Annotated in this window: 22 protein-coding genes and 1 other annotated feature; of the genes, 11 read left to right on the top strand and 11 right to left on the bottom strand. The window is 70.9% G+C overall.

The features are described 5' to 3' along the window. Positions 1-34 precede the first annotated feature (34 nt). Complete coding sequence (locus MMR14E_RS23540) at positions 35-1,552, bottom strand: CHAD domain-containing protein (protein ID WP_331317623.1); 1,518 nt, start codon at positions 1,550-1,552, stop codon at positions 35-37. A gap of 365 nt (positions 1,553-1,917) precedes the next feature. Between MMR14E_RS23540 and selB the strand changes: the two genes are divergently transcribed. Beyond that, the gene (gene selB / locus MMR14E_RS23535; protein WP_331318640.1) at positions 1,918-3,714 is read left to right on the top strand and encodes a selenocysteine-specific translation elongation factor; all 1,797 of its coding nucleotides are present in this window, start codon (positions 1,918-1,920) and stop codon (positions 3,712-3,714) included. A gap of 74 nt (positions 3,715-3,788) precedes the next feature. Here the strand turns inward: selB and MMR14E_RS23530 are convergent, their stop codons facing one another. The 3 genes from MMR14E_RS23530 to MMR14E_RS23520 form a co-directional block, all read right to left on the bottom strand. Further along, positions 3,789-4,088: a hypothetical protein gene (locus tag MMR14E_RS23530; protein ID WP_331317621.1), complete on the bottom strand. Its 300-nt coding sequence runs from the start codon at positions 4,086-4,088 to the stop codon at positions 3,789-3,791. A gap of 101 nt (positions 4,089-4,189) precedes the next feature. Continuing rightward, positions 4,190-4,468: an MSMEG_0570 family nitrogen starvation response protein gene (locus MMR14E_RS23525; RefSeq protein WP_331317619.1), complete on the bottom strand. Its 279-nt coding sequence runs from the start codon at positions 4,466-4,468 to the stop codon at positions 4,190-4,192. Then, positions 4,461-5,687 (bottom strand): MSMEG_0565 family glycosyltransferase, encoded by a 1,227-nt coding sequence (locus MMR14E_RS23520; RefSeq protein ID WP_331317617.1) that lies wholly within the window; start codon positions 5,685-5,687, stop codon positions 4,461-4,463. The genes MMR14E_RS23525 and MMR14E_RS23520 overlap by 8 nt, the downstream gene beginning before the upstream one ends. A 334-nt stretch (positions 5,688-6,021) precedes the next feature. On the opposite strand from MMR14E_RS23520, the gene MMR14E_RS23515 reads away from it, so the two are divergent. Both MMR14E_RS23515 and hslV read left to right on the top strand, forming a co-directional pair. Then, on the top strand, positions 6,022-6,831 hold the full coding sequence (locus MMR14E_RS23515; RefSeq protein ID WP_331317615.1) for an SGNH/GDSL hydrolase family protein: 810 nt from the start codon (positions 6,022-6,024) through the stop codon (positions 6,829-6,831). A 124-nt stretch (positions 6,832-6,955) separates the two neighbouring features. Continuing rightward, complete coding sequence (hslV, locus tag MMR14E_RS23510; protein WP_331318638.1) at positions 6,956-7,483, top strand: ATP-dependent protease subunit HslV; 528 nt, start codon at positions 6,956-6,958, stop codon at positions 7,481-7,483. A gap of 417 nt (positions 7,484-7,900) precedes the next feature. Here hslV and MMR14E_RS23505 read toward each other — a convergent pair whose 3' ends face one another. After that, positions 7,901-8,062 carry a hypothetical protein gene (locus MMR14E_RS23505; protein WP_331318677.1) on the bottom strand — a complete coding sequence of 54 codons (162 nt, stop codon included), beginning with the start codon at positions 8,060-8,062 and terminating at the stop codon, positions 7,901-7,903. On the opposite strand from MMR14E_RS23505, the gene MMR14E_RS23500 reads away from it, so the two are divergent. The 5 genes from MMR14E_RS23500 to MMR14E_RS23480 all read left to right on the top strand — a co-directional run bounded on the left by MMR14E_RS23500 (position 8,031) and on the right by MMR14E_RS23480 (position 15,683). Then, on the top strand, positions 8,031-9,662 hold the full coding sequence (locus tag MMR14E_RS23500; protein ID WP_331318636.1) for a methyl-accepting chemotaxis protein: 1,632 nt from the start codon (positions 8,031-8,033) through the stop codon (positions 9,660-9,662). The two genes, MMR14E_RS23505 and MMR14E_RS23500, sit on opposite strands and share 32 nt — an antisense overlap. Positions 9,663-9,811: 149 nt before the next feature. Beyond that, positions 9,812-11,482, top strand: coding sequence for a methyl-accepting chemotaxis protein (locus tag MMR14E_RS23495; protein ID WP_331318635.1), 1,671 nt, complete (start codon positions 9,812-9,814; stop codon positions 11,480-11,482). A gap of 132 nt (positions 11,483-11,614) precedes the next feature. Next, positions 11,615-11,670, top strand: a sequence feature (sul1 is cis-regulatory element that is thought to sense ions involved in sulfur or methionine metabolism; They are found in Alphaproteobacteria). A 60-nt stretch (positions 11,671-11,730) separates the two neighbouring features. Beyond that, a complete protein-coding gene (locus MMR14E_RS23490; RefSeq protein ID WP_331317613.1) occupies positions 11,731-13,227 on the top strand; it encodes a SulP family inorganic anion transporter in 1,497 nt (498 codons plus the stop codon). A gap of 100 nt (positions 13,228-13,327) precedes the next feature. Next, positions 13,328-14,641 (top strand): ATP-dependent protease ATPase subunit HslU, encoded by a 1,314-nt coding sequence (gene hslU / locus MMR14E_RS23485; protein ID WP_331317612.1) that lies wholly within the window; start codon positions 13,328-13,330, stop codon positions 14,639-14,641. Between the two features lie 154 nt (positions 14,642-14,795). Next, positions 14,796-15,683, top strand: coding sequence for a DMT family transporter (locus MMR14E_RS23480; protein ID WP_331317610.1), 888 nt, complete (start codon positions 14,796-14,798; stop codon positions 15,681-15,683). A gap of 10 nt (positions 15,684-15,693) precedes the next feature. On the opposite strand, the gene MMR14E_RS23475 is transcribed toward MMR14E_RS23480, so the two are convergent. The 4 genes from MMR14E_RS23475 to MMR14E_RS23460 all read right to left on the bottom strand — a co-directional run bounded on the left by MMR14E_RS23475 (position 15,694) and on the right by MMR14E_RS23460 (position 19,243). Continuing rightward, complete coding sequence (locus MMR14E_RS23475; RefSeq protein WP_010682249.1) at positions 15,694-16,095, bottom strand: PTS sugar transporter subunit IIA; 402 nt, start codon at positions 16,093-16,095, stop codon at positions 15,694-15,696. 174 nt (positions 16,096-16,269) lie between these two features. Then, the gene (locus tag MMR14E_RS23470) at positions 16,270-16,710 is read right to left on the bottom strand and encodes an aldolase (RefSeq protein ID WP_331317609.1); all 441 of its coding nucleotides are present in this window, start codon (positions 16,708-16,710) and stop codon (positions 16,270-16,272) included. Further along, the gene (locus MMR14E_RS23465) at positions 16,710-18,464 is read right to left on the bottom strand and encodes a stimulus-sensing domain-containing protein (protein WP_419539435.1); all 1,755 of its coding nucleotides are present in this window, start codon (positions 18,462-18,464) and stop codon (positions 16,710-16,712) included. The genes MMR14E_RS23470 and MMR14E_RS23465 overlap by 1 nt, the downstream gene beginning before the upstream one ends. A 68-nt stretch (positions 18,465-18,532) precedes the next feature. Beyond that, positions 18,533-19,243 carry a response regulator transcription factor gene (locus MMR14E_RS23460; protein WP_012320037.1) on the bottom strand — a complete coding sequence of 237 codons (711 nt, stop codon included), beginning with the start codon at positions 19,241-19,243 and terminating at the stop codon, positions 18,533-18,535. Between the two features lie 326 nt (positions 19,244-19,569). Between MMR14E_RS23460 and MMR14E_RS23455 the strand changes: the two genes are divergently transcribed. The 3 genes from MMR14E_RS23455 to lepA all read left to right on the top strand — a co-directional run bounded on the left by MMR14E_RS23455 (position 19,570) and on the right by lepA (position 22,671). After that, positions 19,570-20,352, top strand: coding sequence for a HugZ family protein (locus MMR14E_RS23455; protein WP_331317606.1), 783 nt, complete (start codon positions 19,570-19,572; stop codon positions 20,350-20,352). A 61-nt stretch (positions 20,353-20,413) separates the two neighbouring features. After that, on the top strand, positions 20,414-20,614 hold the full coding sequence (locus tag MMR14E_RS23450) for a hypothetical protein (RefSeq protein WP_010682254.1): 201 nt from the start codon (positions 20,414-20,416) through the stop codon (positions 20,612-20,614). A 254-nt stretch (positions 20,615-20,868) separates the two neighbouring features. Further along, entirely contained in the window at positions 20,869-22,671 is a 1,803-nt protein-coding gene (lepA, locus tag MMR14E_RS23445; RefSeq protein ID WP_331317605.1) for a translation elongation factor 4, read from the top strand. Positions 22,672-22,777: 106 nt separating this feature from the next. Here the strand turns inward: lepA and MMR14E_RS23440 are convergent, their stop codons facing one another. Both MMR14E_RS23440 and MMR14E_RS23435 read right to left on the bottom strand, forming a co-directional pair. Then, positions 22,778-23,095, bottom strand: coding sequence for a cytochrome c (locus MMR14E_RS23440; RefSeq protein WP_331317604.1), 318 nt, complete (start codon positions 23,093-23,095; stop codon positions 22,778-22,780). Positions 23,096-23,351: 256 nt separating this feature from the next. Next, complete coding sequence (locus MMR14E_RS23435; protein WP_331317602.1) at positions 23,352-24,635, bottom strand: PQQ-dependent sugar dehydrogenase; 1,284 nt, start codon at positions 24,633-24,635, stop codon at positions 23,352-23,354. Between the last annotated feature and the right edge of the window lie 14 nt (positions 24,636-24,649).

Here is a 24,649-nt window from a genome sequence, read left to right as displayed (position 1 = left end):
CCGGGTTCCGGCCCTGGCGGCGGCGCAGAAAGCCTCAGCGCCAGAAGGGCTTGACGTCGAGGAGCTCGGACCGCGCATCCGCGGCCGCGTCGAGCAATTTCTGTGCCCCCGGGTCGTCCGGCCCCGGCATCGGCGGCCCCGACAGGCTCTCGGTCATCGTCCGGGCCGTCTCCAGGTCGTTGAGCGCGCCGAGATGATCCTGCAGATCCGAGAGTGCGGCCCCGAACTTCTCCTGCCGGCGGACCGCCTTCTTCTTCCGGTAGAGACCAGCGAAGAACTCCGCGCCGTAGCGGAGTTTCTTGGCGGCGATCCGCGCGCGATGCCGCGTGTGCGGATCGAGGTGCCGCAGGCCGCGCCCGCGTTTCTTGAGGCGCGCGCGCGCGGTGTCGAGCACCTGCGCGGCGAAGTGCCGTCCGTCGACGGCCGCGTCGGGCCCGGCGGCCCAGGAGCCCGCCTCGACCCAGCCGGCGAAATCGATGATGAGCGCGCGCCATTGCGGGCTCTCCAGTGTCGCCGACACGGCCTCGTACGCGGCGGCGCGCTCCGCCTCGGCGCGCGCGCGCAGGGCGTCGAGACCGGGCTCGTCGGGGCGCCGCTCGGCGAGGTCCGGCAGCGTGTCGCTGAGAAACACGTCGAGGTTGCGGGCGTGGCCGAACGGCTCGGTGACGTGCTTGATCGCGTCGTTGAAGGCCGCGGCCCGGGGATCGCTCGCCAGCATGGGCCCGAAGAGGGACAGCGCCGAGCGCAGGCGGCGCAGGGCGACGCGGATCTGGTGGAGCGCCTCGGGGGGGCGGCCGCCTTCCAGGAAGGCGGTCTCGTTGAGGCGCATGTGGCGCAGGCAGGCGCGCGCCACCCGGCGGAAGACCTCGCCGGCGCCGGCGCCCTCGGGCAGCTCCAACGGCTCGGCCTTCACGATGCCCGGCCCCTTCCCGTCGAGGAGGCCGTAGCCGACGGCACTCTTGGCCTTCACGCCGAGGCGCAGCGGCACGGTCTCGGCCAGCTCCCGCGCCAGCGCGAACAGGTCGGCCGGATCGCCGGACTGGAGTTCCAGCTCGAGCTCGCAGAGGGGGGCATCGCCGGAGGCGGTCTCGACCCGGCCCTCGTCGAGGGTGACGAGCACGCGGGACTCGCCCTGCGTCACCGGTATCTCCCGGCGCATCACCACCGTGGCGAACAGCCGCTCGAGCGGCGCGTCGGCCCCGCCCAGGACCGGCTCGGCGGCCGTGTCGGCCCAGGCCGCGGGCTCCGGCGCCTCGCCGGCGATCTCCGACTCCCACTCGGCCCGGTCGAACAGCCCGACGCCGCCACTCCCGGCCTTCACGGTCTGGATGTGGCGGCCGCCCTTGGCGCGGACACGCAGGGTGAGGCCGGCCTCGCGAAGGGCGCGCTCGGGCGTGTCGTAGTAGCTCGTGACCATGAGTTCGGGCTCGGTCGCCGACGCGTCCTTCAACCGGGGGTGGGACACGAGCGCCGTCAGGTCCGGGCCGGCGCAGTCGAGCTTCAGCTCGACCTCGCGGGGTTCCGCCGCGGCGTGGCTATCGGTGTCGCTCATACGCTCCTCTTCGTCACCTGCCTCGGCTAACGAGGCAGGGATGGGCTCCGGTTGCATCGCGTCGCATCGCGCCGCACCGGCATCGGGGCGTGACCGTCGGACGCACCCGGCGCAGCAAAGGCGGCGACGCATCCGTCGTCAAGCGGGGACGCCGCCACTCCCGCGCGACGGAACGATGCTGCGCTGCGTTAAAATCGCGCTTTCCCAAAACGGCACGGCGTGGCAAGACAAATTGTCCACAACTCATCTGCCACGCAGCCCCGGCCCCGACCGCCTGGCGGCTCACGGTGCCACGACGCGCCGGCGCGGCGGATCTTCCCCTGCGAGCGAGCGGTGCGCCCCTTGTGGACGGCGGCACCGTGGAGATGATCCGGTCGGTGGCTGCTTTGAAGACACTCCTCGTCGGCGTGATCGGGCACGTCGATCACGGCAAGACGGCGCTCGTCCGCGCGCTCACCGGCGTCGAGACGGACCGTCTCAAGGAGGAGCGCGCCCGCGGCGTGTCGATCGTGCCGGGCTTCGCGCTGCTGACATCCGCTGAGGGCGAGATCGACCTCGTGGACCTGCCGGGCCACGAGCGGTTCGTTCGCGCCATGATCTCCGGCGCGACCGGCATGCGCGCCGTCCTCCTCGCGGTGGACGCCCACGAGGGAATCAAACCGCAGACGGTGGAGCATCTCGAGATCGCCTCCCTCATCGGCGTGCGCCGCGGCGTGCTCGCCCTGACGAAGGCGGACCTCGCCTCGCCCGAGACCGTGGCGGCCCGCGCCGCCGAGATCGCCGCCGCGGCCGTTCGGGCCGGGATCGAGGCCGGTCCGGTCATCGCCACCTCGACTGTCACGGGCGATGGCCTGCCGGAGCTCGCCGCCGCCCTGTCGGCGCTGCTCGCGGAGACGGAGCCCGGCCGCGATGACGGCTTCCCCTACCTGCCGGTGGACCGGGTCTTCTCCCGGCCGGGCTTCGGCACGGTCGTGACCGGGACGCTGCGGCGCGGGCCGCTCGCAATCGGCGACACCGTCGAGATCGCCCCCGGCGGCCGCACCGCGACGGTGCGCGGCCTGCAGATCCACGGACGCGCGGTGGAGCGCGCCGAGCCGGGGCGCCGCACGGCGGTCGCCCTGCGCGGGATCGACCTCGACGAGATCGCCCGCGGGCAGGCGCTCTCGCTGCCGGGCCTGCTCGCGCCGAGCCCGTGGCTCGACGTGGCGATCACCGCGGCCGCGAACCTGCCAAATTCCCTCGCGGGCGGCACGGCCTGCCGTCTGCTGTTCGGTACCACCGAGGTCGAGGCGCGGCTGCGGCTGCTCGACCGCGACGCCCTGGAGCCGGGCGCAAGCACCCAGGCACAGCTCCACTTGGCCGAGCCGGTGGCAGTGCCGGCGCGGGAGCCTTTCGTGCTGCGGCTCGACTCGCCCTCCGTCACGGTGGCGGGCGGTCGGGTCCTCGATCCGGTGAGCCGGCGCCGCCGACGCCGCGATCCCCGGGTCATGGCCGACCTCGCCGCCCTCACGGCGGGCGGTCCCGCCGAGGCGATCACGGTCCGCCTCGGGCAGCTCGGCGCGGCCGGGGCGCCGCTGATCGACCTCGCCCTGGGTACACTCCTCATAACCTCAACAGCGTTCAGTAATTACGCTCTCTACAAGAACTACAGGGGCCTCGAATCGATCTATGCCGACAGGGTCATCCCGCTCAGCCAGTTCGGCGCCATGCGCGACGCCTTCGATGGCATCCTGAGCGCGGCGCGGGGATTCGAGAGCGAGGCCGCCCGCCGGCTGGAGCAGGTCTTCCGCCGCGCCGGCCTGAACCCACCCGACGAGGCCGAGGCCATCGGCCGGGACGTGCGCCGCCGCGAGGCGCTGACATACCTGGTGGGGGCCGGCACGGTGATCCGCGCGGTCGACCGGGTGCAGCGCCGCGCCGTGCTGTTCCACCGGGAGGCGGTGGCCAGCGCCAAGACTCGGCTGATCGACGCCTTCCCGACGGCGCGGACGGCCGAGACCGGGTTCCTGGCCCGGGAGGCCGGCGCGACCCTCGGCATCTCGCGCAAGTTCTCGATCCCGCTGCTCGAACACCTCGACGCGACCGGTTTCACCCGCCGGGCCGGAGACCGCCGGGTGATCGTCGCCCTCGAACCCGGGCACGGGGGCCCGGAGGCGGGGTGACGCGGCGACCGCGCCCGACCGACGTCCCGCCCGCGGCCCGCGCGCGCGGGTCGGCAGCGCGATCGGGAACGGTGCTAGTCGTCGACGCCGAACCAGTCGCCGCGACCGGGCTCGTAGCACGTGTACCCGATCAGGCAGTTCGGGTTGTCGCGGGTCGGCCTGAAGGCGCGCCGCGCGATCTCGGTAGGCTCGCAGAACGAGCGGTCGCGGACGAACCGATCGTAGGTCATGCCGCCCGTCCCGAGGACGAGGGCACCGCGGGCCTGGATGAGGCGGATCGCCTGCTGGCAGGTCATCGTCGTGCTGGACGGGCGCGTCTGCGCCGCCGCGGGCGACGCGGCCAGCACCAGGGCCGCCGCTATCCGTGTCATCATCGCCTCGCGCCTCCGCCCGCGCCGTCGGTCCTGCGAACAACCCGGCGCGGCGATCGCCCGCCCAGCGTCGCCTCGCCGCACAGCGATGCGGCGGTCCCGGACTAGTCCTCGAAGGCCTCGACGTGGACCGTCCCGGGTTCCTGCCGGCGGGCGCCCTCCTCGATCCGGGCGAGCTGCGCCTGCGCGCGGCCGCACGGGAATCCATAGAGGGCGCGGACGCGCTCGCTCGCGATGCCCAGGGCCAGCCGGCTCAGGGCGACGAACTCGTCGAGGGGGTAATCCTGCCCGACCGCGAGGTGGTCCTTGATCACCAGCGACGGCGAGTAGCACGCCTCGCGGGTCCCGTCCGGCCAGCGGATATGGAAGCGCATCTCAGGCATCGCGAGGGACCCGCAGGGTATTCCAGGCCGCCGCACCCGTGGCCGCCGCCATCAACGGCGCGTCACCGGGCGCGAGTTCCGCGTAGGTCGGCAGGTGGCGCGCCGCGCAGGCGTCCCACACGTGAGCGCGGGCGACCTCCCGGCCGGCGTTGCGCAGCCGCGCCCGCCGGCTCGGGTCCAGGCTCGCCTCCATGGCCGCCGCGATGGCGCCGGTGTCCTCCGGGTTCACCGACAGCGCCTCGCCGGGGGCGATGTACTCGGTGAAAGGCGGGCGGCCCGACACGATCACCGGCGTGCCGCAGGCCATCGCTTCCAGCACACAGAGTCCGTAGCCCTCCGCCAGTGAGGGAGAGACCAGGGTCGCGGCGAGCCTGTAGAGGCCCGGCATGTCGGTCTGCGCCAAAGCTCCGGTGCGGATCACCGGCCGGCCGGGCCCGACCTCGAGCCCCTCGCGCTCGAGGGCGGCGCAGCACCGGGCCTCGTACCCGGCTTGCTCGAGCGGCGCCGAGCCGCCGGCCACGACCAGCTGCGCCTCGGGGCAGCGCCGGCGCAGGGCCGCGAAGGCCTCGATGATCGCCAGCGTGTTCTTGCGCGCCTCGAACCCGCCGACGCTCAGGAAGACCGGTCCGCCGCCGAGGCCGAGACAGCGTCGGAGCGCGTCGTCCTCCGGCCCGGGATCGGGCGTGAAGACCGCCGCGTCGACGCCGGTTCCGACCACGTCGGCCCGGGCGCCGTACTCGGCGGCCAGCGTCGCCGCCCAGGTCCGGCTGACGCAGAGCAGGCGACCGGCATCGAGGATGGCCCGCTCCTCCCACTGCGCGAGCCGCGGGTCCGTGAACGTGTCGATGCGGTGGACCGTGCGCGCGAAGCCCGGGATGAGGCGGCGGCGGGTCAGGGTCGCGAGCGCGTTGCCGCTGATCCGGCACTGGGCGTGGAAGACGTCGAAGTCGCAGGCGGCCGGGGTCGAGAAATGCGCGAGGTAGTCGGCGATCCGGGTGCCGACCAGCGCGGCGGCCGGACCGACGACCGGCTTGGCCGCGACCGAGATCACCGGGCACTGCGCCGTGCGGAAGAAGCCGCCGCCGGTCGGATCGGGCGCGTGGACGACCGCCTCGTGCCCGAGCCTGCCCAGGGCTTCCCCGAGTTCCAGAGCGTGGACCACGCCGCCGCGCGGGTCGGTCGAGTGCGTGAGGATCGCGATGCGCAAGCGGTCGACCATGGGACGGCTCACGGAGCCCCGCGGCCGGTCGGACGACGCCCCCGCGCGCCCGACCGCGCGCTCCGCCGCCCTCTCGGAGACGCGTCGGGGGAGCGTTCGCATGGTTCATGCCGAACTGAACGGGAAGGGCGCGAAATACGGGCTCCGCGACCGCCGACACCTACCGGCCGCGGCGATGTTGCCGGGAATCCCCACGCAAGGGCGCTCGTCCCCACGAACGCCTAATTTTGCGTTACGAATTCAGTTCGTTTTCAAACGCTGCCCGGAACCGCTCTTTCCAGGGCCCTGTGTCAGATTGTATCTACCGCTCACGAGAGCCGGAGCCGTCGGTCCCGTGTCCAAGACGCTGAACACTGTCTTCCCCGCCCGCCGGATGCTGCGCCGCCTGGGCTTACTGGGGGCCCTCTTGGTCCTGCCGACGGCGGTCCTCGCCTACACGGACCTCCTGCCCGAATCGCTGGACATGCTGGGAATCGATCTGGGCGACAGCCCGGACCTGCCGCACGTCGCTCGCCAGATCGCGATCGGCGCGCCGCTCAAGATCGTCGCGTTCGGATCGTCCTCGACGGAGGGTGTGGGCGCGTCGAGCCCGGCCAATGCATACCCGGCCCGCCTGCAGATCGACCTGCGCAAGAAGCTGCACGGGATGGACGTGGCGGTCATCAACCGCGGCATCGGCGGCGAGCATGTCGACGACATGCTGGCGCGGCTCGACCGCGACGTGATCGCGGCCGAGCCCCAGCTCGTCATCTGGCAGACCGGCAGCAACGACCCGCTCCGCGGGGTGCCGCTCGACCATTTCCGCGAGGCCACCGTGTCGGCGATCCGCCGGATCCGGGAGGCCGGCATCGACGTGGTACTGATGGAGCCGCAATGGTGCCCCAAGCTCGAATCCACGCCGGGCGCCTCCCGCTTCCGCGACGCGGTGCGCAGCGTCGGCGAGGAGCTCGACGTGCCGGTGATCCGGCGCGCCGACCTGATGCACGGCTGGGTGCGCGAGGGTAAGCTGACGACCAAGCAGCTCTTCGCCTCCGACGGCCTGCACATGGCCGACCGCGGCTACGCGCTGCTGGCCGAGGCCGCGGCGCAGTCGATCCTCCAGGATGCCGGCCCGGTCCGCAGCCCCGAGGCGGTCGCCGAGTAGGCGACCGGACGCGGCACCGGCTGGACTCGGCCGGCGAAGCTCCCCATCTCGGCGCGATCGAGAGCGGAGCCGAATCTTGAGCCAGGACGCATTCAGGTACGACGACAGGGGCGCCGTCCCCCAGATGCACGCAACCACGATCCTGATGGTCCGCAAAGGCGGCCGCGTCGTGATCGGCGGCGACGGTCAGGTCAGCCTCGGCCAGACCATCGTCAAGGGAAATGCCCGCAAGGTCAGGCGCCTCGCCAAGGGCGCGGTGATCGGCGGCTTCGCCGGCGCCACCGCCGACGCCTTCACGCTGTTCGAGCGCCTCGAAGCCAAGCTGGAGCAGTATCCCGGCCAGCTGACCCGGGCCTGCGTGGAACTGACCAAGGACTGGCGGACGGACCGCTACCTGCGCCGTCTCGAGGCGATGATGCTCGTCGCGGACCGCGAGGTCAGCCTGCTCCTGTCGGGTTCCGGCGACGTGCTGGAGCCCGAGAGCGGCGTCATGGCGATCGGGTCGGGCGGCAACTACGCCCTGTCGGCCGCCCGGGCGCTGGAGGAGAGCGACCTCGACGCCGAGGCGATCGTCCGGCGCGCCATGGCGATCGCCGCGGAGATCTGCGTCTACACCAACGGCAACCTCGTCATCGAGGCGCTGGAGACCTGAGATCCGGCGCGGCCGGGCGGGCGCTCGCCGGCCCCGCCGCCGCAAGCGCGATCATCGGCGCACGATCGAGAACGCGGCGGCCGTAATCGACGTCGCGGCCCCGGCGGTACCCGTATTCCGCGGCTGATGCTCACACGTTCTCATCGGACGCGGGGTCAATTCGGCTGACCGCTGAAGCCTCCAGGTCCGCGCGAATACGGATCGATCCGCGTCTTCGCGTCGTGGAGAGTTGCCGTAAGCCGGCACCGGTGAGCTAAGACCGCCCGATCTACCCGCGCGGCAGTTATTGTCGCCTGCAACAGACCCCGCCAACAGCAGAACGCGGTCGGCTCACGGGAGCTTGGTTGCTGATGACAGATTTTAAACCTTTTTTCAGCCGGTTTCAGCGGGCGGCCGATGCGCCGAGTAAGATAGTCTTCACTCCGTATAATTTATCACAAGCGGCAGGGAACCGAATTCGAATTCCCGAATGGGGCCCTGGGGACTGACAATGCGCTCGATCAATGATGTCCGGATCGTCACGAAGCTGACCGCCGCGTTCGGCAGCTTGGCGGCGGTCACGGTCGGTATCAGCGCCATCGGATACAGTCATCTTTCCTCAATCGAGCGCGTCAATCGCTTGACGGAGCATTCCTACCAAGTGATCTCGGCCCTCGACGGCGTGACCCAGGCGATGGTCAACCAGGAAACCGGGCTGCGCGGCTACCTGATCGCCGGCGATCCGAAATTCCTCGAGCCGCTCCAGAAGGGACAGACGGCCTTCAAGGCATCGTTGGAGAGTGCCCGGTCGCTCACCGCCGATAACGCGGGGCAGCAGGCGCGCCTGGAGGCCGTGCGGAAGTCGGCGGAGACTTGGTCCAACGACATCGCCGCCAGGGAGATCGCCCTCGTCGAGGCGGGAAACCTCGACAAGGCCCGGCAGATCGAGGCGAGCGGCGCCGGAAAGGCGTCCATGGACGCCCTGCGCGCCAAGATCGGCGACGCCGAGAGGGCCGAGCGGGACCTTCTCACGGCGCGGAGCGACGAGCAGGCGCGCTCCTTCGGGTCCGCCTACCTGGCGAGCCTCCTCGGCAGCATCGCCAGCGTCGTGATCGCCGGCCTGCTGGCTGTCCTCGTCTTCGCCATGCTGACCCGACCGCTCGGCCGCCTCGTGGCGGTGCTGCAGCGCATGGCCCGGGGCGAGATCGAGGCCGAGATCGAGGAAGCCGTGCGTGGTGACGAGATCGGCGCGGTCGGGCGCGCCGTGGACGGCATCAAGGCGATGGTCGCCAAGAAGGCGGCCGAGGAGGCTGAGATAAAGCGCGTCGCCGACGCGGCCGCCGCGGCGGAGCGGCGGCGGACCATGATCGAGCTCGCCGACAGCTTCGACCGCGCGGTCGGCGGGATCGTCGGGATGGTGTCGTCCTCCGCCACCGAGTTGCAGGCGACCGCCCGGACCATGTCGGCGACGGCGTCCCAGACCTCGAGCCAGTCGAACACGGTCGCGGCGGCCGCCGAGGAGGCCGCCTCCAACGTCAACACGGTCGCGGCGGCGGCCGAGGAACTCGGCTCGTCGGTTCAGGAGATCGGCCGGCAGGTGGACGGCTCGGCGCATCTGGCGCAGCGGGCCGTCTCCGACGCCGATCAGACCGGCGCCCTCGTCCAGGAGTTGAGCAATTCCGTGTCGCGGATCGGCGACGTGGTCGGGCTGATCTCGAACATCGCCGGCCAGACGAACCTGCTGGCCCTCAACGCCACCATCGAGGCGGCGCGGGCCGGGGCCGCCGGCAAGGGCTTCGCGGTGGTCGCCTCCGAGGTGAAGGCGCTGGCCGAGCAGACCGCCAAGGCGACGCACGAGATTTCCGGCCAGATCGCGCAGATCCAGGCCTCGACCGGGCAGGCGGTCACCTCCATCGCCGGCATCACCGACCGGATCCGCGAGATCAGCGGCGTCGCCACCTCGATCGCGGCGGCCGTCGAGGAGCAGGGCGCGGCCACGCAGGAGATCGTGCGCAACGTCTCGCAGGCCGCTGTCGGCGCCGGCGAGGTGACGAGCAACATCGCCGGCGTCGCCGGCGCCGCCGAGGAGACCGGCGTCGCCGCCGGCCAGGTCCTCGACGCGGCCTCGGAGCTGTCCCGGCAATCGGAGCACCTGACCGCGGAAGTCAGTCGCTTCCTCGATACCGTCCGGGCGGCCTGACCGGGTCCGGCGCGGCACGCGCCGCGCCCCCGCGTCACCCGCTCTCCCGTACGGGGCCACGACAAATAATGCCGGATCGTCTCAGTTTACGACGTCTTGACGAATAACCGGCATTTTGACGCCAACCGAGTCTCGACGGTTGGATGACAATGAATATCGGCGGAAAACTCCTGAGCTTCGTCGGCGCCTGCAGCCTGACGACGCTGGTCGTGGCGGGGGTGAGCGTGGCGACGCTGAAAAGCTTCGAGCGCTCGCTGTCGAGCGTCGAGAGCGCCTCGATCCGGGCGCTCGACGCCGCGAACTTCAACCGCCTCGCCGCCGAAGTCACCATGGATTCGCGCGGCGTCTACGCCTCCGCCGACCGGACGGAGGCCGCCAAGTACACCGCCGGCATCCGCAAGGGCCTCGCCGAGATGGACGCCCTGCGGGCCGACTGGGCGCCGCGGGTGACCGAGGCCGAGCGGCCCCTCTTCGACGCCATGGTGCGCAACGCCGACGCGTTCCGGACCCTCCGCAGCGCCCTCGCGGACGCGGGCGACACGACCGGCCCCAGAGCGGCCGCCGAGCTGGGGTTCAACGACGCCAACCGGGCGAACCGCAAGGTCTTCCAGGCGAGCATCGACGCCCTGGTGAAGCAGGGCCGGGCCGAGATGGCGGCGATCAAGGCCGACACGCAGGCGCTGTTCGAGACGCGAACGCTCGTCCTGCTCGGCCTCGCTCTCATCGGCACGGTGGCCTGCTGCGCCCTCGGCCTGCTCGTCGGCCAGCGGCAGATCGCCCGGCCGCTGCGGGCGGTCTCGGACGCGATCCAGCGCCTGTCGCGCGGCGACCTGACCCTGCCCACCGTCAAGCCGGCAAGGGACGAGATCGGCGCGATCTGGACGAGCATGCAGGTCTTCAGCCACACGATGCGGGAGGCGGAGACCCTGCGGCACGAGCACGAGCGGATGCAGGCCGACACCGCGACGCGCAAGCGCACCGAGATGGCCGGGCTCGCCGAGCGCTTCCAGGGCAGCATCGGGGGATTGGTCGAGCACCTCGCCGGGGCCGCGGCCGGGCTGGAACGCGCCGCCGCGACCATGGCCGGCAACGCCGAGCACGCCGGCACGCAGTCGCAGTCGGTGACCCGCGCCGCCGAGACCACGGCGCACAACGTCGAGGCCGTGGCCGCCGCCACCGAGGAACTCGCCGCCACCGCCAGCGAGATCGGCGTCCAGGTGACCCAGACCTCGACGGCGGCCGAGAGCGCCGTCGAGGCGACGCGGCGGACCCGGGCGAGCGTCCAGGCCCTGGCCCGCAGCGCCGACGGGATCGGGCAGGTCGTCTCCCTCATCTCCACCATCGCCGGCCAGACCAACTTGCTGGCGCTGAACGCCACCATCGAGGCGGCGCGGGCGGGCGACGCCGGGCGCGGCTTCGCGGTCGTCGCCACCGAAGTGAAGGATCTGGCGACGCAGACCGCCAAGGCCACCGAGGAGATCGCCGGGCAGATCGCCGCCATGCGGACCGCGACCCACGACGCCGTCGCGGCGATCGAGGAGATCGGCGGCACGATCGAGCAGGTTCACGGCATCGCCCTCGGCGTGGCGGCCGCGGTCGAGGAGCAGCAGCTCGCCACCCAGGAGATCGCCCGCAGCGTTTCCGAGGCCGCCAGCGGCACCCGCGCCGTCACCGACACGATGGCGCTCGTCCTGGGCGCGGCCCGCGAGACCGGCGCCAGCGCCGCGGAAGTCCTCGACGCCGCCGCCGACATCGCCCGCCGCTCGAACGGGCTCGGCGGCGAGGTCGCGGGCTTCGTCGCGCAGGTCCGCGCCGCCTGAGGCGGTCGGGACCGACGATCCTGTCGGTCCGTGCTGCGGGGCGGCGCCCGGACTGACGGGAACGCGCTGCGGGCCGCATCCCGCGGCGTTGTTGCATTGCAGCGCGCGCGCCCCTAGGGTCGCGCGCATTCGCAAGGACCCGGTGAAAGCCCGGGTGGCTCTTCCGGCCGCCGATCCGCCGGACCACGCATTCGAGACGCGCTCTGACCCGCCAGCGACGCGGGCACGCCGCTCGTGCGGATTCATCGATGTCGACACACGTAACGCGCAACGCCGGATATCTCCGGTCGTGGACCTCCAACCTGCGCGGCGACACCCTGTCGGGGATCGTCGTCGCCCTGGCGCTGATCCCCGAGGCCATCGGCTTCTCGGTCATCGCCGGGGTCGACCCCAAGGTCGGCCTCTACGCCTCGGTCGTCATCGCCTGCACCATCGCCTTCGCGGGCGGTCGGCCGGCCATGATCTCGGCCGCCACCGCCGCGACCGCGGTGGTGATGGTCGACCTCGTGCGCGAGCACGGCGTCCAGTACCTCTTCGCCGCGACGATCCTGATGGGCCTGATCCAGATCCTGGCCGGCTTCCTCCGGCTGGGCCGCCTGATGCGGTTCGTCTCGCAATCGGTGATGACCGGCTTCGTCAACGCGCTGGCGATCCTCATCTTCCTGGCACAGATGCCCGAGCTCACCGGCGTCACGCCGGCGACCTACGGGCTGATCGCCCTCGGTCTGGCGATCATCTACGGATTCCCGCGGATCACCCGCGCGATCCCGTCGCCGCTCGTGGCCATCGCGGTGCTGACGGCGATCACCGTGATCTTCCACCTCGACGTGCGCACGGTCGCCCATCTCGGCGCCCTGCCCTCCGCGCTGCCGAGCTTCGCCCTGCCGGACGTGCCGCTCACCCTCGAGACCCTGCGGATCCTGCTGCCCTACGCGGCGACGCTGGCGGCCGTCGGCCTGCTGGAGAGCCTGCTCACCGCGCAGATCGTCGATGACATGACCGACACCGGCAGCGACAAGAACCGCGAGTGCGTGGGCCAGGGCGTGGCCAACATGGCGTCAGCGGTGTTCGGCGGCATGGGCGGCTGCGCGATGATCGGGCAGTCGGTGATCAACGTCTCGTCGGGCGCCCGCGGCCGCCTGTCGACGCTGGTGGCGGGGGCGTTCCTGCTCGTGCTCCTCGTGGCGCTGCAGGACCTTCTCGCCGTCGTGCCGGTGGCGGCCCTGACGGCCGTCATGATCATGGTCTCGATCAACACCTTCTCGTGGCGCTCCCTGCTGCGGCTGCGCACGAACCCGCTGCCCTCCACGGCGGTCATGCTGGCGACTGTCCTGGTCGTGGTCGCCACGAAGGACCTCGCCGTCGGGGTGCTGGTCGGCGTGCTGCTGTCCGGCGTGTTCTTCGCCGGCAAGGTCGCCCGGCTCAACCGGGTCACGTCCGCCCTCTCGGCCGACGGCCGCACCCGGACCTACACCATCACCGGGCAGGTTTTCTTCGCCTCGGCGGGGACCTTCTCGGAGGGGATCGACGTGCTGGAACCGGTCGAGCGCCTCGTCATCGACGTCCACGCGGCGCATTTCTGGGACATCTCGGCCATCGCGGCCCTCGACCGCGTGGTCCTCAAGGCCCGCGCCCGGGGGCGCGATGTCGCGGTCGTGGGCCTCAACGAGGCCAGCGCGACCCTGGTCGAGCGGTTCGGCCAGCACGACAAGGGCGACGCCGCGGCGGTCACGGCGACGCACTGAGGCGGCGACCGGCCGACGCGTGGCCCCTTGCGCGGGGCCGCGCGCGACCCCATTCCCGGCGCGGGGCCGATTTCGGGCCGGGAACAGGGATGGCAAAGCGGTGACGACGTTCTCTCCCCGCGAGATCGTGTCCGAACTCGATCGGTTCATCGTCGGGCAACACGACGCCAAGCGCGCCGTGGCGATCGCGCTGCGCAACCGCTGGCGGCGCCAGCAGCTGACCGGTCCGCTCCGCGAGGAGGTCGCGCCCAAGAACATCCTGATGATCGGGCCGACCGGCTGCGGCAAGACCGAGATCGCCCGCCGCCTCGCCCGGCTCGCCAACGCGCCGTTCCTGAAGGTCGAGGCGACCAAGTTCACCGAGGTCGGGTACGTCGGCCGCGACGTCGAGCAGATCGTCCGCGACCTCGTCGAGGTGGCGATCGGCCTGACCCGGCAGGTGAAGCGCGAGGGCGTGAAGGCCAAGGCCGAGGCCGCCGCCGAGAACCGGATCCTCGACGCGCTCGTTGGCCCGACGGCGAGCCCGGCCACCCGCGACAGCTTCCGGCGCAAGCTCCGCAACAGCGAGCTCGACGACAAGGAAGTGGAGCTGGAGCTGACCTCCGGCGCCCCCGCGGGCATGCCGATGTTCGAGATCCCCGGCGTTCCAGGCGCCTCCATGGGCGCGATCAATATCGGCGACATGCTCGGCAAGGCGCTCGGCGGCCAGCGCGGCAAGCCGCGCCGGGTCCTGGTGCGGGACGCCTACGCGCCGCTGATGGCCGAGGAATCCGACAAGCTGGTCGACGACGAGGCGCTGGTCCGCGAGGCGATCCGCGAGGTCGAGAACAACGGCATCGTCTTCCTCGACGAGATCGACAAGATCTGCGCCCGCGAGGGTCGCTCGTCCGGCGACGTGTCGCGCGAGGGCGTGCAGCGCGACCTGCTGCCGCTGATCGAGGGCACGACCGTCGCGACCAAGCACGGGCCGGTGAAGACGGACCACGTGCTGTTCATCGCCTCGGGCGCGTTCCACGTGTCGAAGCCGGCCGACCTCCTCCCCGAGTTGCAGGGCCGCCTGCCGATCCGCGTGGAGCTGCAGCCGCTGACGGTGGACGATTTCAAGCAGATCCTCACCGCCACCGAGGCGAGCCTGATCAAGCAGACGGTCGCGCTGATGGAGACCGAGGGCGTCACGCTCACCTTCACCGACGACGCGGTGGACGCCCTCGCGCGGGTCGCCGTCGAGGTGAACTCCTCCGTGGAGAATATCGGCGCACGCCGGCTCCAGACGGTCCTGGAGCGGGTGATCGACGAGATCTCCTTCACGGCCACCGACCGGTCGGGCGAGACGGTGCCGATCGACGCCGCCTACGTGCGCGACCGGGTGCAGGACCTGGCGTCGAACGCGGATCTCAGCCGCTTCATCCTGTAAGCGCCGAAGGCCACGCCACCGTGCGTCAGCGGCGGGACGAGCCGGACCCGGCGAGTACCGTGTCGGGGTGGAGCGGTGTGCCGGGCCGCGGACCGTCGCGGCCGCGGCCTCTGCTATGCCCGCGCCGGGCGTCGGTGGTGAGGGATGTCGTCGCGTGTCACGCTTCAGGTTCGGCCTCGGCGATACGGTGCTCTCCGTGGCCGCTCTGGTGTCGGGCATGGTCTCGCTCCAGTGCGGCGCGACCTTCGCCAAGAGCCTGTTCCCGGCCGTGGGTGCGGCCGGGACCTCGGCCCTGCGGGTCGGCTTCTCGGCCCTGATCCTGATCGCGGTCTGGCGGCCGTGGCGGCGCAGCCTTCCGGCGCGCGAGGCCGGCTGGATCGCCCTCTACGGGACGGCCCTCGGGCTCATGAACCTCCTGTTCTACCTCGCCCTGGCGCGGCTGCCGCTCGGGCCGGCCGTGGCGATCGAGTTCGTCGGGCCGCTGGCGGTCGCGCTGATCGCGTCGCGGCGGCGCGCGGATTTCCTGTGGATCGGCGTGGCGGTCACCGGCCTCGGTCTGCTGCTGCCGATCGCCAGCCAGGACGGTCTGGACCCGATCGGCATCGCGCTCGATCTCGGCGCGGCCCTGTGCTGGGCGCTCTACATCCTGTTCGGGCAGCGCGCCGGGCGCATCGACGGCGGGCAGGCCGTGTCCCTCGGCATGCTCACCGCGGCCCTCGTCGTGGCACCGTTCGGCGTGGCGGAGGCCGGTCCCGCCCTGCTGGCGCCCGGGCTCCTGGCCGCGGGCCTCGCGGTGGCGCTGATGTCGAGCGCCCTGCCCTACTCGCTGGAGATGGTCGCCCTGCGCCGCCTCGATCGGAAGAGCTTCGGCGTGCTGATGAGCCTGGAGCCGGCCGTGGCGGCCTGCGCGGGTCTCGTCCTGCTGGGGGAGCGAATCAGCGCCGTTCAGTGGCTCGCGATCGCGCTGGTGATCGCGGCATCGGTGGGTATCACCGTGAGCGCGCGGCGCTCGGCCCCGCCGACCGCCGTCCTGGAGGCATGATTGCGGAGAATTACTTACCCGCCAGGACCCGCGAGGCGACGTTGATGTATTTGCGGCCCGCTTCCTGGGCGTGGAGCACGGCGTCGCCGAGCTTCTCCTCGTCGCGGACGCTGGCCAGCTTGATCAGCATCGGCAGGTTGATCCCCGCCACGACCTCCACCGAACCGCCATTCATGCAGGAGAGCGCGAGGTTCGACGGGGTGCCGCCGAACATGTCGGTCAGCACCACCACCCCGTCCCCGGTATTCACACGACAGACCGCGGACATGATGTCCCGGCGTCGCAGTTCCATGTCGTCCTCCGGCCCGATCGTGATCGTCTCGATCTGATCCTGTGGGCCGACCACGTGCTCCAGCGCGGCCTTGAACTCGGTCGCCAGGAGTCCGTGGGTGACGAGCACCATGCCAATCATCGACACGTGTTCCAACGTCCTGTGTGTGACGCCATGTTGTGCATCGCACAGCCCCCCACAAGGCGATCGCGACTTTTTTGCCCGGACATTCCCGAGATCATGCCACGGTCGCACCGTGTGCGCCATGGGTGATACCAGTCTTGGGTGAATCGAGCCGCCTGTGCGGCTGCGAAGTCACGGCCGCGCCTTTCGCAGCGCCGCACGAACGAGGAGCGGCGCGAGACCGGCCGCACGGACACCGCGATCCAGCACCAGGCGCGGCACGGCGCATCCCAGGATGTCCGCGTCCGCCGGCGGCTCGGGCAGGCGCGGCGCCGTCTCCACCAGGTCGACGGCGAGGTGCAGCACCGCCTCCGGCCACACCGCGAGGCCGAGATCGGTCGGCGAGAGGATCCCCTGGCCGCGGACCTCGACACGTCCGGCGAGAGCGGTATGGGGACCGGCCGTGATTCGCCCGTCGCGGATCGCGCAGACCACCCGGTCGTCGGCCACGAAGGCCCCGTCCGGCGCGGTGGCGAGCAGGAGCGCGAGGCTGGATTTGCCCGCGCCGGAGGCCCCCCGAATCAGGATCCCGGCCCCGCCCAGCGCGATGCAGGCGCCGTGCAGGGTGACCATCAGGCGTGGAGCTGCCGCGGCGCCGCCGGCAGACGCACCACGAAGCGGGCGCCGCGCACCGTCGGCTCGCCGTCCTCGTCGGGGGCGCCGGGCCGGTTCTCCGCGCGGATCGTGCCGCGGTGAGCCTGGACGATCTGGCGGGAGATGGACAGCCCGAGGCCGGAATTCTGACCGAATCCCTGCTCCGGCCGGTCGGTGTAGAAGCGCTCGAAGATCCGCTCCAGGGCGTGCTCCGGGATGCCCGGGCCCTCGTCCTCGCAGATCATCTCGACCTCGCCGCGCACCCGGCGCAGCACGACCCGGACCTTCGCGTCGGTCGGCGAGAACGAGCGGGCATTGTCGAGGAGGTTGTTGACCACCTGACCGAGCCGGCTGTCGTGGCCGATGATCGTGAACGGCGCGTCCTGGTCGGAGCCCGTGGCCTCGACGTCGAGCTGGATCAGGCAGTCCTTGGGACGCCGGCGCTCGTTGGCGACCGACACGACCGTGGTGAGCAGCCGCCGGAGATCGACCCGCCGGGCCTCGGCGCGCGCCAGCTCCGCGTCCAGGCGCGAGGCGTCGGCGATGTCGCTGATCAGGCGATCGAGGCGCTTCACGTCGTGCTGGATGATCGCCATCAGCCGGCCGCGGGACTCGTCGGTCTTGGCGAGCGGGAGCGTCTCCACCGCGCTCCGGAGCGAGGTCAGCGGGTTCTTCAGCTCGTGGCTGACATCCGCCGCGAAGCTCTCGATGGCGTCGATCCGCCGATAGAGGGCCTGGGTCATGTCGCGCAGGGCGCCCGACAGGTGGCCGATCTCGTCGGTTCGCTCGGTGAAGTCCGGGATCTCCTCGCGCGTCTTAATGCCCATGCGGACCTTCTCGGCGGCCTCTGCGAGGCGGCGAACCGGCCCCGCGATCGCGCCCGCCAGCAGGAACGACAGCACCACCATGACCGCCGAGGCGACGAGGAACACCTGCAGCAGGCCGAACCGCTCCGAGGCGATGACCCGGTCGATGGCGTCGCCCTGGGTCGAGATCAGCAGGGCGCCGCGGACCGAGCCGGCCCGGTGGATCGGGACCGCCACCGAGACGGTGGTCTCGCCGAGCTTGTTCCGGCGCACGAGGCTGCCGCGATTTCCGCCGAGCGCCGCCTGGACCTCGCGCAGCGAGTGGCCGTTCACCGGCCCGGTCTCCTCGGCGGTCTCGGTCCGGCTGCGGAACAGGCCGCCGAGCTTGGACTGGACCGCCTCGAACGCGGCTTCGAGCATGCCGGGCTTGTGGGGCTTCGGCTCTAGCGGGTCCGGCCGGCTCGCGTCGCCGCGCTTGAACAGGGTGCGGGTGTCGAACAGGAGGCCGCCCTCCTGGTCGTAGACCCGGGCGCGGTTGCCCGTCGGGGTCACGAGGCGGGACAGGAGCGGCGCCACCTTCTCGGGGTTGAGCGAGAAGGCGAGCGGCTGCGATTCCTCCTCCGCCGCCTCGCCGGCCTGCTGCTGGAGCAGCTTGTCGGGGTCGATGCGGATCGTGTCGGTGTCCACCGACGCCGAGGCGGCGATCGCCCCCGCGATGATCTCGCCCTGGATGGCGAGGCTCTGGATCCGGGCCTGGATCAGGCCCTGCCGGAACTGATTGAGGTACAGGAACCCGACGAGCAGCGCGATCAGCCCGACGAGATTGAGGACGACGATGCGGCGCGTCAGGCTCGACGAGGCGCGCTGGCCGATCGCCTCCCACACGGCGCGGGGCCAGCCGAGCGGTCGTGACAGGGTCTGGGCCAGGGAGGCGCGGGGCGGGGCATCCTCGGTCTGGGATTGCGTGCGAGCGGTCACGGAGCGGATCCCGGAGATCACGCCTCCTTGAAGCGGTAGCCGACGCCGTAGAGCGTCTCGATCATGTCGAAGCTCTGGTCGGTGACCTTGAACTTCTTCCGCAGCCGCTTGATGTGGCTGTCGATGGTCCGGTCGTCGACGTAGACCTGATCGTCGTAGGCCGCGTCCATGAGCGCGTTGCGGCTCTTCACGACGCCGGGGCGCTGGGCGAGGGCCTGGAGAATCAGGAACTCCGTCACGGTCAGGGTCACGGGCTCGCCCTTCCACGTGCAGGTGTGCCGCTCGGGATCCATCATCAGCGCGCCGCGCTCGAGCGACCGGGCCGCGACCTCGGCCTCGCCGCGGGGCGTGCCGCCGGGGGCCTCCTTGGCGAAGCGGCGGAGCACCGCCTTCACCCGCTCCACCAGCAGGCGCTGCGAGAATGGCTTATGGATGAAGTCGTCCGCGCCCATCTTGAGGCCGAACAGCTCGTCGATCTCCTCGTCCTTCGACGTCAGGAAGATCACGGGAAGGTCCGATTTCTGCCGCAGGCGTCGGAGAAGCTCCATCCCGTCCATGCGCGGCATCTTGATGTCGAAGATCGCGAGATCGGGCGGGGAGTGGCGCAGACCGTCCAGCGCAGAGGCCCCATCCGTGTAGGTCTGGATGCGGTAGCCTTCGGTCTCAAGCGCGATCGACACAGAGGTGAGGATGTTCCGGTCGTCGTCGACGAGGGCGATGGTCGGCATGCGCGGTCCCTGACTGAACGGGCTCAGGCGCGGTCCCGGCTCTTCGCACAGGCCGCGCCACGTCCCGGCCCCGAGGGGGCAGACAAAAACGCGAACCGGGCGGTTTCGGCGCAGCCCGGCACACGCAAAGGGACAGGTGCTTTAGTACGGCCGATCGGAAAAAGCGAGCGGCGGTCATAGCTTGGCCGTAACGGGCGCGCCCGACGGTCGATCTGCGGTCGAACGGAGGCCCATCTGACGCGGCCGCGGCGCCTCGCGCGGCCCGCGCCGCGCCGCTAACGTGGCGGCGGTACCGGGCGGCCGCTCGGAGAGGGGAGGAATCGCGCATGGGCGAGACGATCGACACGGGTCCGGCGGGCGGGCCGGCCCGTCCGCTGCCGGCCGAGGCGGCGCCGTTCGACGCGATCGGCCTGTCGCGCACGCTCCTGCGCTGCGTCCGGTCCGGGGCGCTCGCGACCCTGGAGCCGGACGGGACGCCGTTCGCCTCGCTCGTCACCATCGCCACCGACGCGGACGGCACGCCGCTGATGCTGCTGTCGCGGCTATCGGCCCACACGCGCAACCTGCTGGCGGACCCGCGCTGCTCGCTGCTGTTCTCGCAGGGCGGCAAGGGCGATCCCCTCGCCCATCCCCGGTTGACCGTGGTCGGCCGCGCCGTCCAGACCGCCGAGACGCGGGCGCGGGAGCGGTTCCTCGCCCGGCACCCCAAGGCCAAGCTCTACGCCGATTTCCCCGATTTCGGCTTCTTCGCCCTGGCGCCGGAGGCCGGCCACCTCAACGGCGGCTTCGCCAAGGCCGCGACCCTGACCCGCGACCAGCTCCTCCTCGACCTCTCGGACGCGCAGGCGATCGTGGCGGGCGAGCGCGGCGCCGTCGAGCACATGAACGCCGACCACGCGGACGCGCTGGCGCTCTACGCCGCGGGCGCCGGCGGCGCGGCCGACCTGCCCTGGCGGCTCACCGGCCTCGACCCGGAGGGCATGGACATGATGGCGGCCGACCGCACCCTGCGCGTCCCCTATCCGGAACGCGTCACCGACATGGGTGCGCTGCGCAGAAGCCTCGTTGCCATGGCCGCGCGGGCGCGCGCGACCGGTGCGGACGCGTAAACGCGCAAGGACTTGCCGATCAGGCATGGCGAAAGGTCGCTGACCGCCCCATATCGGCACCATGAGCGATACCCAGACAGATACCTACCCCTTCAGCCTCGACGTGGAGCCGGTCGGCGAGAGCGGCTCCCTGTTCCAGTGGAGCATCCGCAAGCACGGCAAGCTGCACCAGCGTTCGGACCGGAAGCATCCGACCGAGGCCAAGGCGCGCTCCCACGGCGAGGCCGAGATCGAGCGACTGATCCGCGACCGCGGTCGCTGAGCCAGATCGCTCCTCGGCGCCAGACACGATCGTGACCCGGGGGCCGGCCCGTTCCGGCCCCCGTTGTTTTGTGCCGTGGCCGACGGCGCCGCACGCGCTCCTGGCCCGGCCGCGCCGCCCCGAATGACCGAGCGAGCGCTTAGGCCGCGCTTGGCGCCTTCCCGCTGCGCTGCTATCTCGCGCGGGAGCCGATCCATCCGAACACGTCCAGACGTCAGACGGTGCGCGCCGGCGCGCGCCCGAACGGAATGCCGATGACAGCCCCGATCGACACCATCCGCAACTTCTCGATCGTCGCGCATATCGACCACGGCAAATCGACCCTGGCCGACCGGCTGATCCAGGCCACCGGCACGGTCGCGCTCCGCGACATGAGCGAGCAGATGCTCGACTCGATGGACATCGAGAAGGAGCGCGGCATCACCATCAAGGCGCAGACCGTGCGCCTGGAGTACAAGGCGCAGGACGGCAAGGACTACGTCCTCAACCTGATGGACACGCCCGGCCACGTGGACTTCGCCTACGAAGTGTCGCGCTCGCTGGCCGCCTGCGAGGGATCGCTGCTGGTCGTCGACGCCTCGCAAGGCGTCGAGGCGCAGACGCTCGCCAACGTCTACCAGGCGCTCGACGCCAACCACGAGATCGTCCCGGTCCTCAACAAGGTCGACTTGCCCGCCGCCGAGCCGGACCGGGTGAAGGAGCAGATCGAGGAGGTGATCGGCCTCGACGCCTCCGACGCCGTGCCGATCTCGGCCAAGACCGGCCTCAACATCGAAGCCGTGCTGGAAGCGATCGTCACTCGCCTGCCGGCACCGAAAGGCAGCCGCGACGCGCCCCTGAAGGCGCTGCTCGTGGACAGCTGGTACGACGCCTATCTCGGCGTCGTGGTGCTGGTGCGGATCATCGACGGCACCCTCAAGAAGGGCATGACCATCCGGATGATGGGCGCCGACGCCGTCTACGGCGTCGACCGGATCGGCGTGTTCCGGCCCAAGATGGCCGACATCGACGCGTTGGGCCCGGGCGAGGTCGGCTTCTTCACCGGCTCGATCAAGGAGGTGGCCGACACCCGCGTCGGCGACACCATCACCGAGGACAAGCGCCAGACCACCGAGATGCTGCCGGGCTTCAAGGAAGTTCAGGCCGTGGTGTTCTGCGGCCTGTTCCCGGTCGACGCCGCCGAGTTCGAGAATCTCCGCTCGGCCATGGGCAAGCTCCGGCTCAACGACGCTTCGTTCTCCTACGAGATGGAATCTTCGGCCGCCCTCGGCTTCGGCTTCCGCTGCGGCTTCCTCGGGCTCCTGCACCTGGAGATCATCCAGGAGCGGCTGGAGCGCGAGTTCAACCTCGACCTGATCTCCACGGCGCCCTCGGTGGTCTACCGGCTCAAGATGCGCGACGGCGAGATCAAGGAGTTGCACAATCCGGCCGACATGCCGGACGTCATGAAGATCGAGACGGTCGAGGAGCCCTGGATCCGCGCCACGATCCTGACGCCGGACGAGTATCTCGGCGGCGTGCTCAAGCTCTGCCAGGACCGGCGCGGCGTCCAGATCGACCTCAACTACGTCGGCAAGCGCGCCATGGTGGTCTACGACCTGCCGCTGAACGAGGTGGTGTTCGATTTCTACGACCGGCTCAAGTCGATCTCGAAGGGCTACGCCTCCTTCGACTACCACGTGTCGGATTACCGCGAGGGCGACCTCGTGAAGATGTCGATCCTGGTGAACGCCGAGCCGGTGGACGCCCTCTCGATGCTGGTCCACCGCACCCGCGCCGAATCGCGCGGCCGGGCGATGTGCGAGAAGCTGAAGGACCTGATCCCCCGCCACCTGTTCCAGATCCCCGTCCAGGCGGCGATCGGCGGCAAGATCATCGCCCGCGAGACGATCAAGGCCCTGTCGAAGGACGTCACCGCCAAGTGCTACGGCGGCGACATCTCGCGCAAGCGCAAGCTGCTGGACAAGCAGAAGGAAGGCAAGAAGAAGATGCGCCAGTTCGGGCGCGTCGAGATTCCCCAGGAGGCGTTCATCGCCGCCCTGAAGATGGACGATTGATCCGCGGCGTCATCGCCAGCGGCGCGAAGCAAATTAGGGTCGCGCGACATCGGTGAGCGTGGCGCGACTGAATCGCTTCGCTGCCTCGCAATGACGGCGGTGTGGCTTACCCCGGCGGCAGCACGTCGATCTGGATGCCGGAATAGTACGCCGCCAGATTGGCGATGTCGGCGTCCGACAGCTCCTTCGCGACCACGTTCATGATCTCGTTCTGCCGCTTGCCGTCGCGGTATTCGGTGAGCGCCTTCACGAGGTAGGGCTCGACCTGCCCGGCGAGGTTCGGCGCCTCCGGCAGCTTCGAGAGCCCGTCCATGCCGTGGCAGGTCTGGCAGGCGGTCGCGCGCTTCTTGCCCGCGGCGGCATCGCCGGCCTGGGCCGAGAGCGGGACGAGGGTGGCGAGCAGAACGAGAAGCGGACGGATCATCGGGCGAACTCAAAGTGACGCTGGCACAAAGGGTCAGTGTAAAAGGCGCGGGTCCCCTCCCCCGTTCGGGAGAGGGACAGGGTGAGGGATCAGGTCGCTCCGAGTGGAGTGCACCCTATTCGGCGCATCGAACGCGTGCCTGATCCTGAACGTTCTCGTCCCTCACCCCAACCCTCTCCCGCACGGGAGAGGGGGCGCGTCGCGCTCGCCCGCAACGGGGCGCCCCTCTCGAGAAGAGGCGCCCCATCACAAGAAACTACTTCTCGTAGGAGATCCGGTAGATCGCCCCGGCGGAATCGTCCGAGACCAGCAGCGAGCCGTCGAGCATCACCGCCACATCCACCGGACGGCCGAGATACTCGCCGTCGCCGGTGAGCCACCCTTCCGCGAACGGCTTGACCGACTCGACCTTCCCGTCGGCGCCGAGCTTGGCGAACATCACCCGGGCGCCGACCGGCTCGGTCCGGTTCCACGAGCCGTGCTCGGCGATGAAGATCCCGCCCTTGTAGGCGGCCGGGAACTGCTTGCCGTTGTAGAAGGTCATGCCGAGATCGGCCGCGTGCGGCGGCAGCTCGGCCTGCGGGGCGACGGCGTCGGCCGGCGGGGTCTGGTCCTTGTACTCGACCGTCCGGACCGCGCCGCCGCCGAACCACGGGAAGCCGAAATTCTCGCCCGCCTTGGTGGAGCGGTTCAGTTCGCCCGGCGGCTTGTCGTCGCCCATGCCGTCGACCTGATTGTCGGTGAACCACAGCGACTTGTCGGTATTGAAATCCATCCCGACCGAGTTGCGGATGCCGGTCGCGTAGACCTCGCGGTTCTTGCCGTCGGCGTCGATGCGGATGATGCCGCCGATGCCGGTCTTCTTGTAGAGATCCATCTTCTCGGCGGGCGGCACGTTGTAGGGCTGGCCCAGCGCGATGTAGGTCTTGCCGTCCGGCCCGACCCGGCAGACGCGGGCGGTGTGGTTGAAGCTCTCTTCGGAGGCCGGGATCAGAGCGCCCTGCTTGACCAGCACGCCGGCGGCGACGTCCGGGTTCTCGTAGAAGAACTCGGCGGCCGGGAAGGCCAGGACCCGGTTCTGCTCGACCACGGTGAGGACGCCGTCCTTCGAGAAGCAGACGCCGTTCGGGATCTTGAACGCGATGCCCGGCGCGAAGGGCCGGACCTCGTCGGCGACCCGGTCCTTGTCACGGTCGGTGACCGTGTAGATCTTGCTCTTGCGCGTCCCGACGAACAGCACCCCGGCATTGGGGCCGACGGCGATCGCGCGGGCATCCGGCACCACGGCGTACAGGTCGATCTTGAAGCCGTCCGGCAGCTTGATCTTCGACAGGTTCTTGCGGATCGCGTCGGCGCGGCGGCCAGTCTGCGGGATCTCCGCGGCGGCCTGGGTGTCGGTGCTGTGGAAGCCCTCGAGCTTCTCGAGGTCGTCGGTCTTGGCCTTGGTCTCGGCAGGGGCCGCACCCTGCGCCAGGGCGGGCAGCACCGCCGCCGGCATGGCCACGCCCGCGATGAGCGCGGCGAGAAGCAGAGATCGCATCGAAAGAATCCTCC

The sequence above is a fragment of the Methylobacterium mesophilicum genome (genome assembly GCF_036441335.1).
In the GTDB taxonomy this organism is placed as follows: Bacteria; Pseudomonadota; Alphaproteobacteria; order Rhizobiales; family Beijerinckiaceae; genus Methylobacterium; species Methylobacterium mesophilicum_B.
The sequence above is the reverse complement of the archived record's forward strand: the minus strand, read 5'-3'. Positions and strand labels throughout refer to the sequence as shown.

Bases quoted from the DNA above. Each gene is read 5' to 3' on its own strand.
- MMR14E_RS23540 (WP_331317623.1), bottom strand. From the start codon at position 1,552: ATGAGCGACACCGATAGCCACGCCGCGGCGGAACCCCGCGAGGTCGAG.
- selB (WP_331318640.1), top strand. From the start codon at position 1,918: ATGATCCGGTCGGTGGCTGCTTTGAAGACACTCCTCGTCGGCGTGATC.
- MMR14E_RS23530 (WP_331317621.1), bottom strand. From the start codon at position 4,088: ATGATGACACGGATAGCGGCGGCCCTGGTGCTGGCCGCGTCGCCCGCG.
- MMR14E_RS23525 (WP_331317619.1), bottom strand. From the start codon at position 4,468: ATGCCTGAGATGCGCTTCCATATCCGCTGGCCGGACGGGACCCGCGAG.
- MMR14E_RS23520 (WP_331317617.1), bottom strand. From the start codon at position 5,687: ATGGTCGACCGCTTGCGCATCGCGATCCTCACGCACTCGACCGACCCG.
- hslV (WP_331318638.1), top strand. From the start codon at position 6,956: ATGCACGCAACCACGATCCTGATGGTCCGCAAAGGCGGCCGCGTCGTG.
- MMR14E_RS23505 (WP_331318677.1), bottom strand. From the start codon at position 8,062: ATGGCGCTGATACCGACCGTGACCGCCGCCAAGCTGCCGAACGCGGCG.
- MMR14E_RS23495 (WP_331318635.1), top strand. From the start codon at position 9,812: ATGAATATCGGCGGAAAACTCCTGAGCTTCGTCGGCGCCTGCAGCCTG.
- MMR14E_RS23490 (WP_331317613.1), top strand. From the start codon at position 11,731: ATGTCGACACACGTAACGCGCAACGCCGGATATCTCCGGTCGTGGACC.
- MMR14E_RS23475 (WP_010682249.1), bottom strand. From the start codon at position 16,095: ATGATTGGCATGGTGCTCGTCACCCACGGACTCCTGGCGACCGAGTTC.
- MMR14E_RS23470 (WP_331317609.1), bottom strand. From the start codon at position 16,710: ATGGTCACCCTGCACGGCGCCTGCATCGCGCTGGGCGGGGCCGGGATC.
- MMR14E_RS23460 (WP_012320037.1), bottom strand. From the start codon at position 19,243: ATGCCGACCATCGCCCTCGTCGACGACGACCGGAACATCCTCACCTCT.
- MMR14E_RS23455 (WP_331317606.1), top strand. From the start codon at position 19,570: ATGGGCGAGACGATCGACACGGGTCCGGCGGGCGGGCCGGCCCGTCCG.
- MMR14E_RS23450 (WP_010682254.1), top strand. From the start codon at position 20,414: ATGAGCGATACCCAGACAGATACCTACCCCTTCAGCCTCGACGTGGAG.
- lepA (WP_331317605.1), top strand. From the start codon at position 20,869: ATGACAGCCCCGATCGACACCATCCGCAACTTCTCGATCGTCGCGCAT.
- MMR14E_RS23440 (WP_331317604.1), bottom strand. From the start codon at position 23,095: ATGATCCGTCCGCTTCTCGTTCTGCTCGCCACCCTCGTCCCGCTCTCG.
- MMR14E_RS23435 (WP_331317602.1), bottom strand. From the start codon at position 24,635: ATGCGATCTCTGCTTCTCGCCGCGCTCATCGCGGGCGTGGCCATGCCG.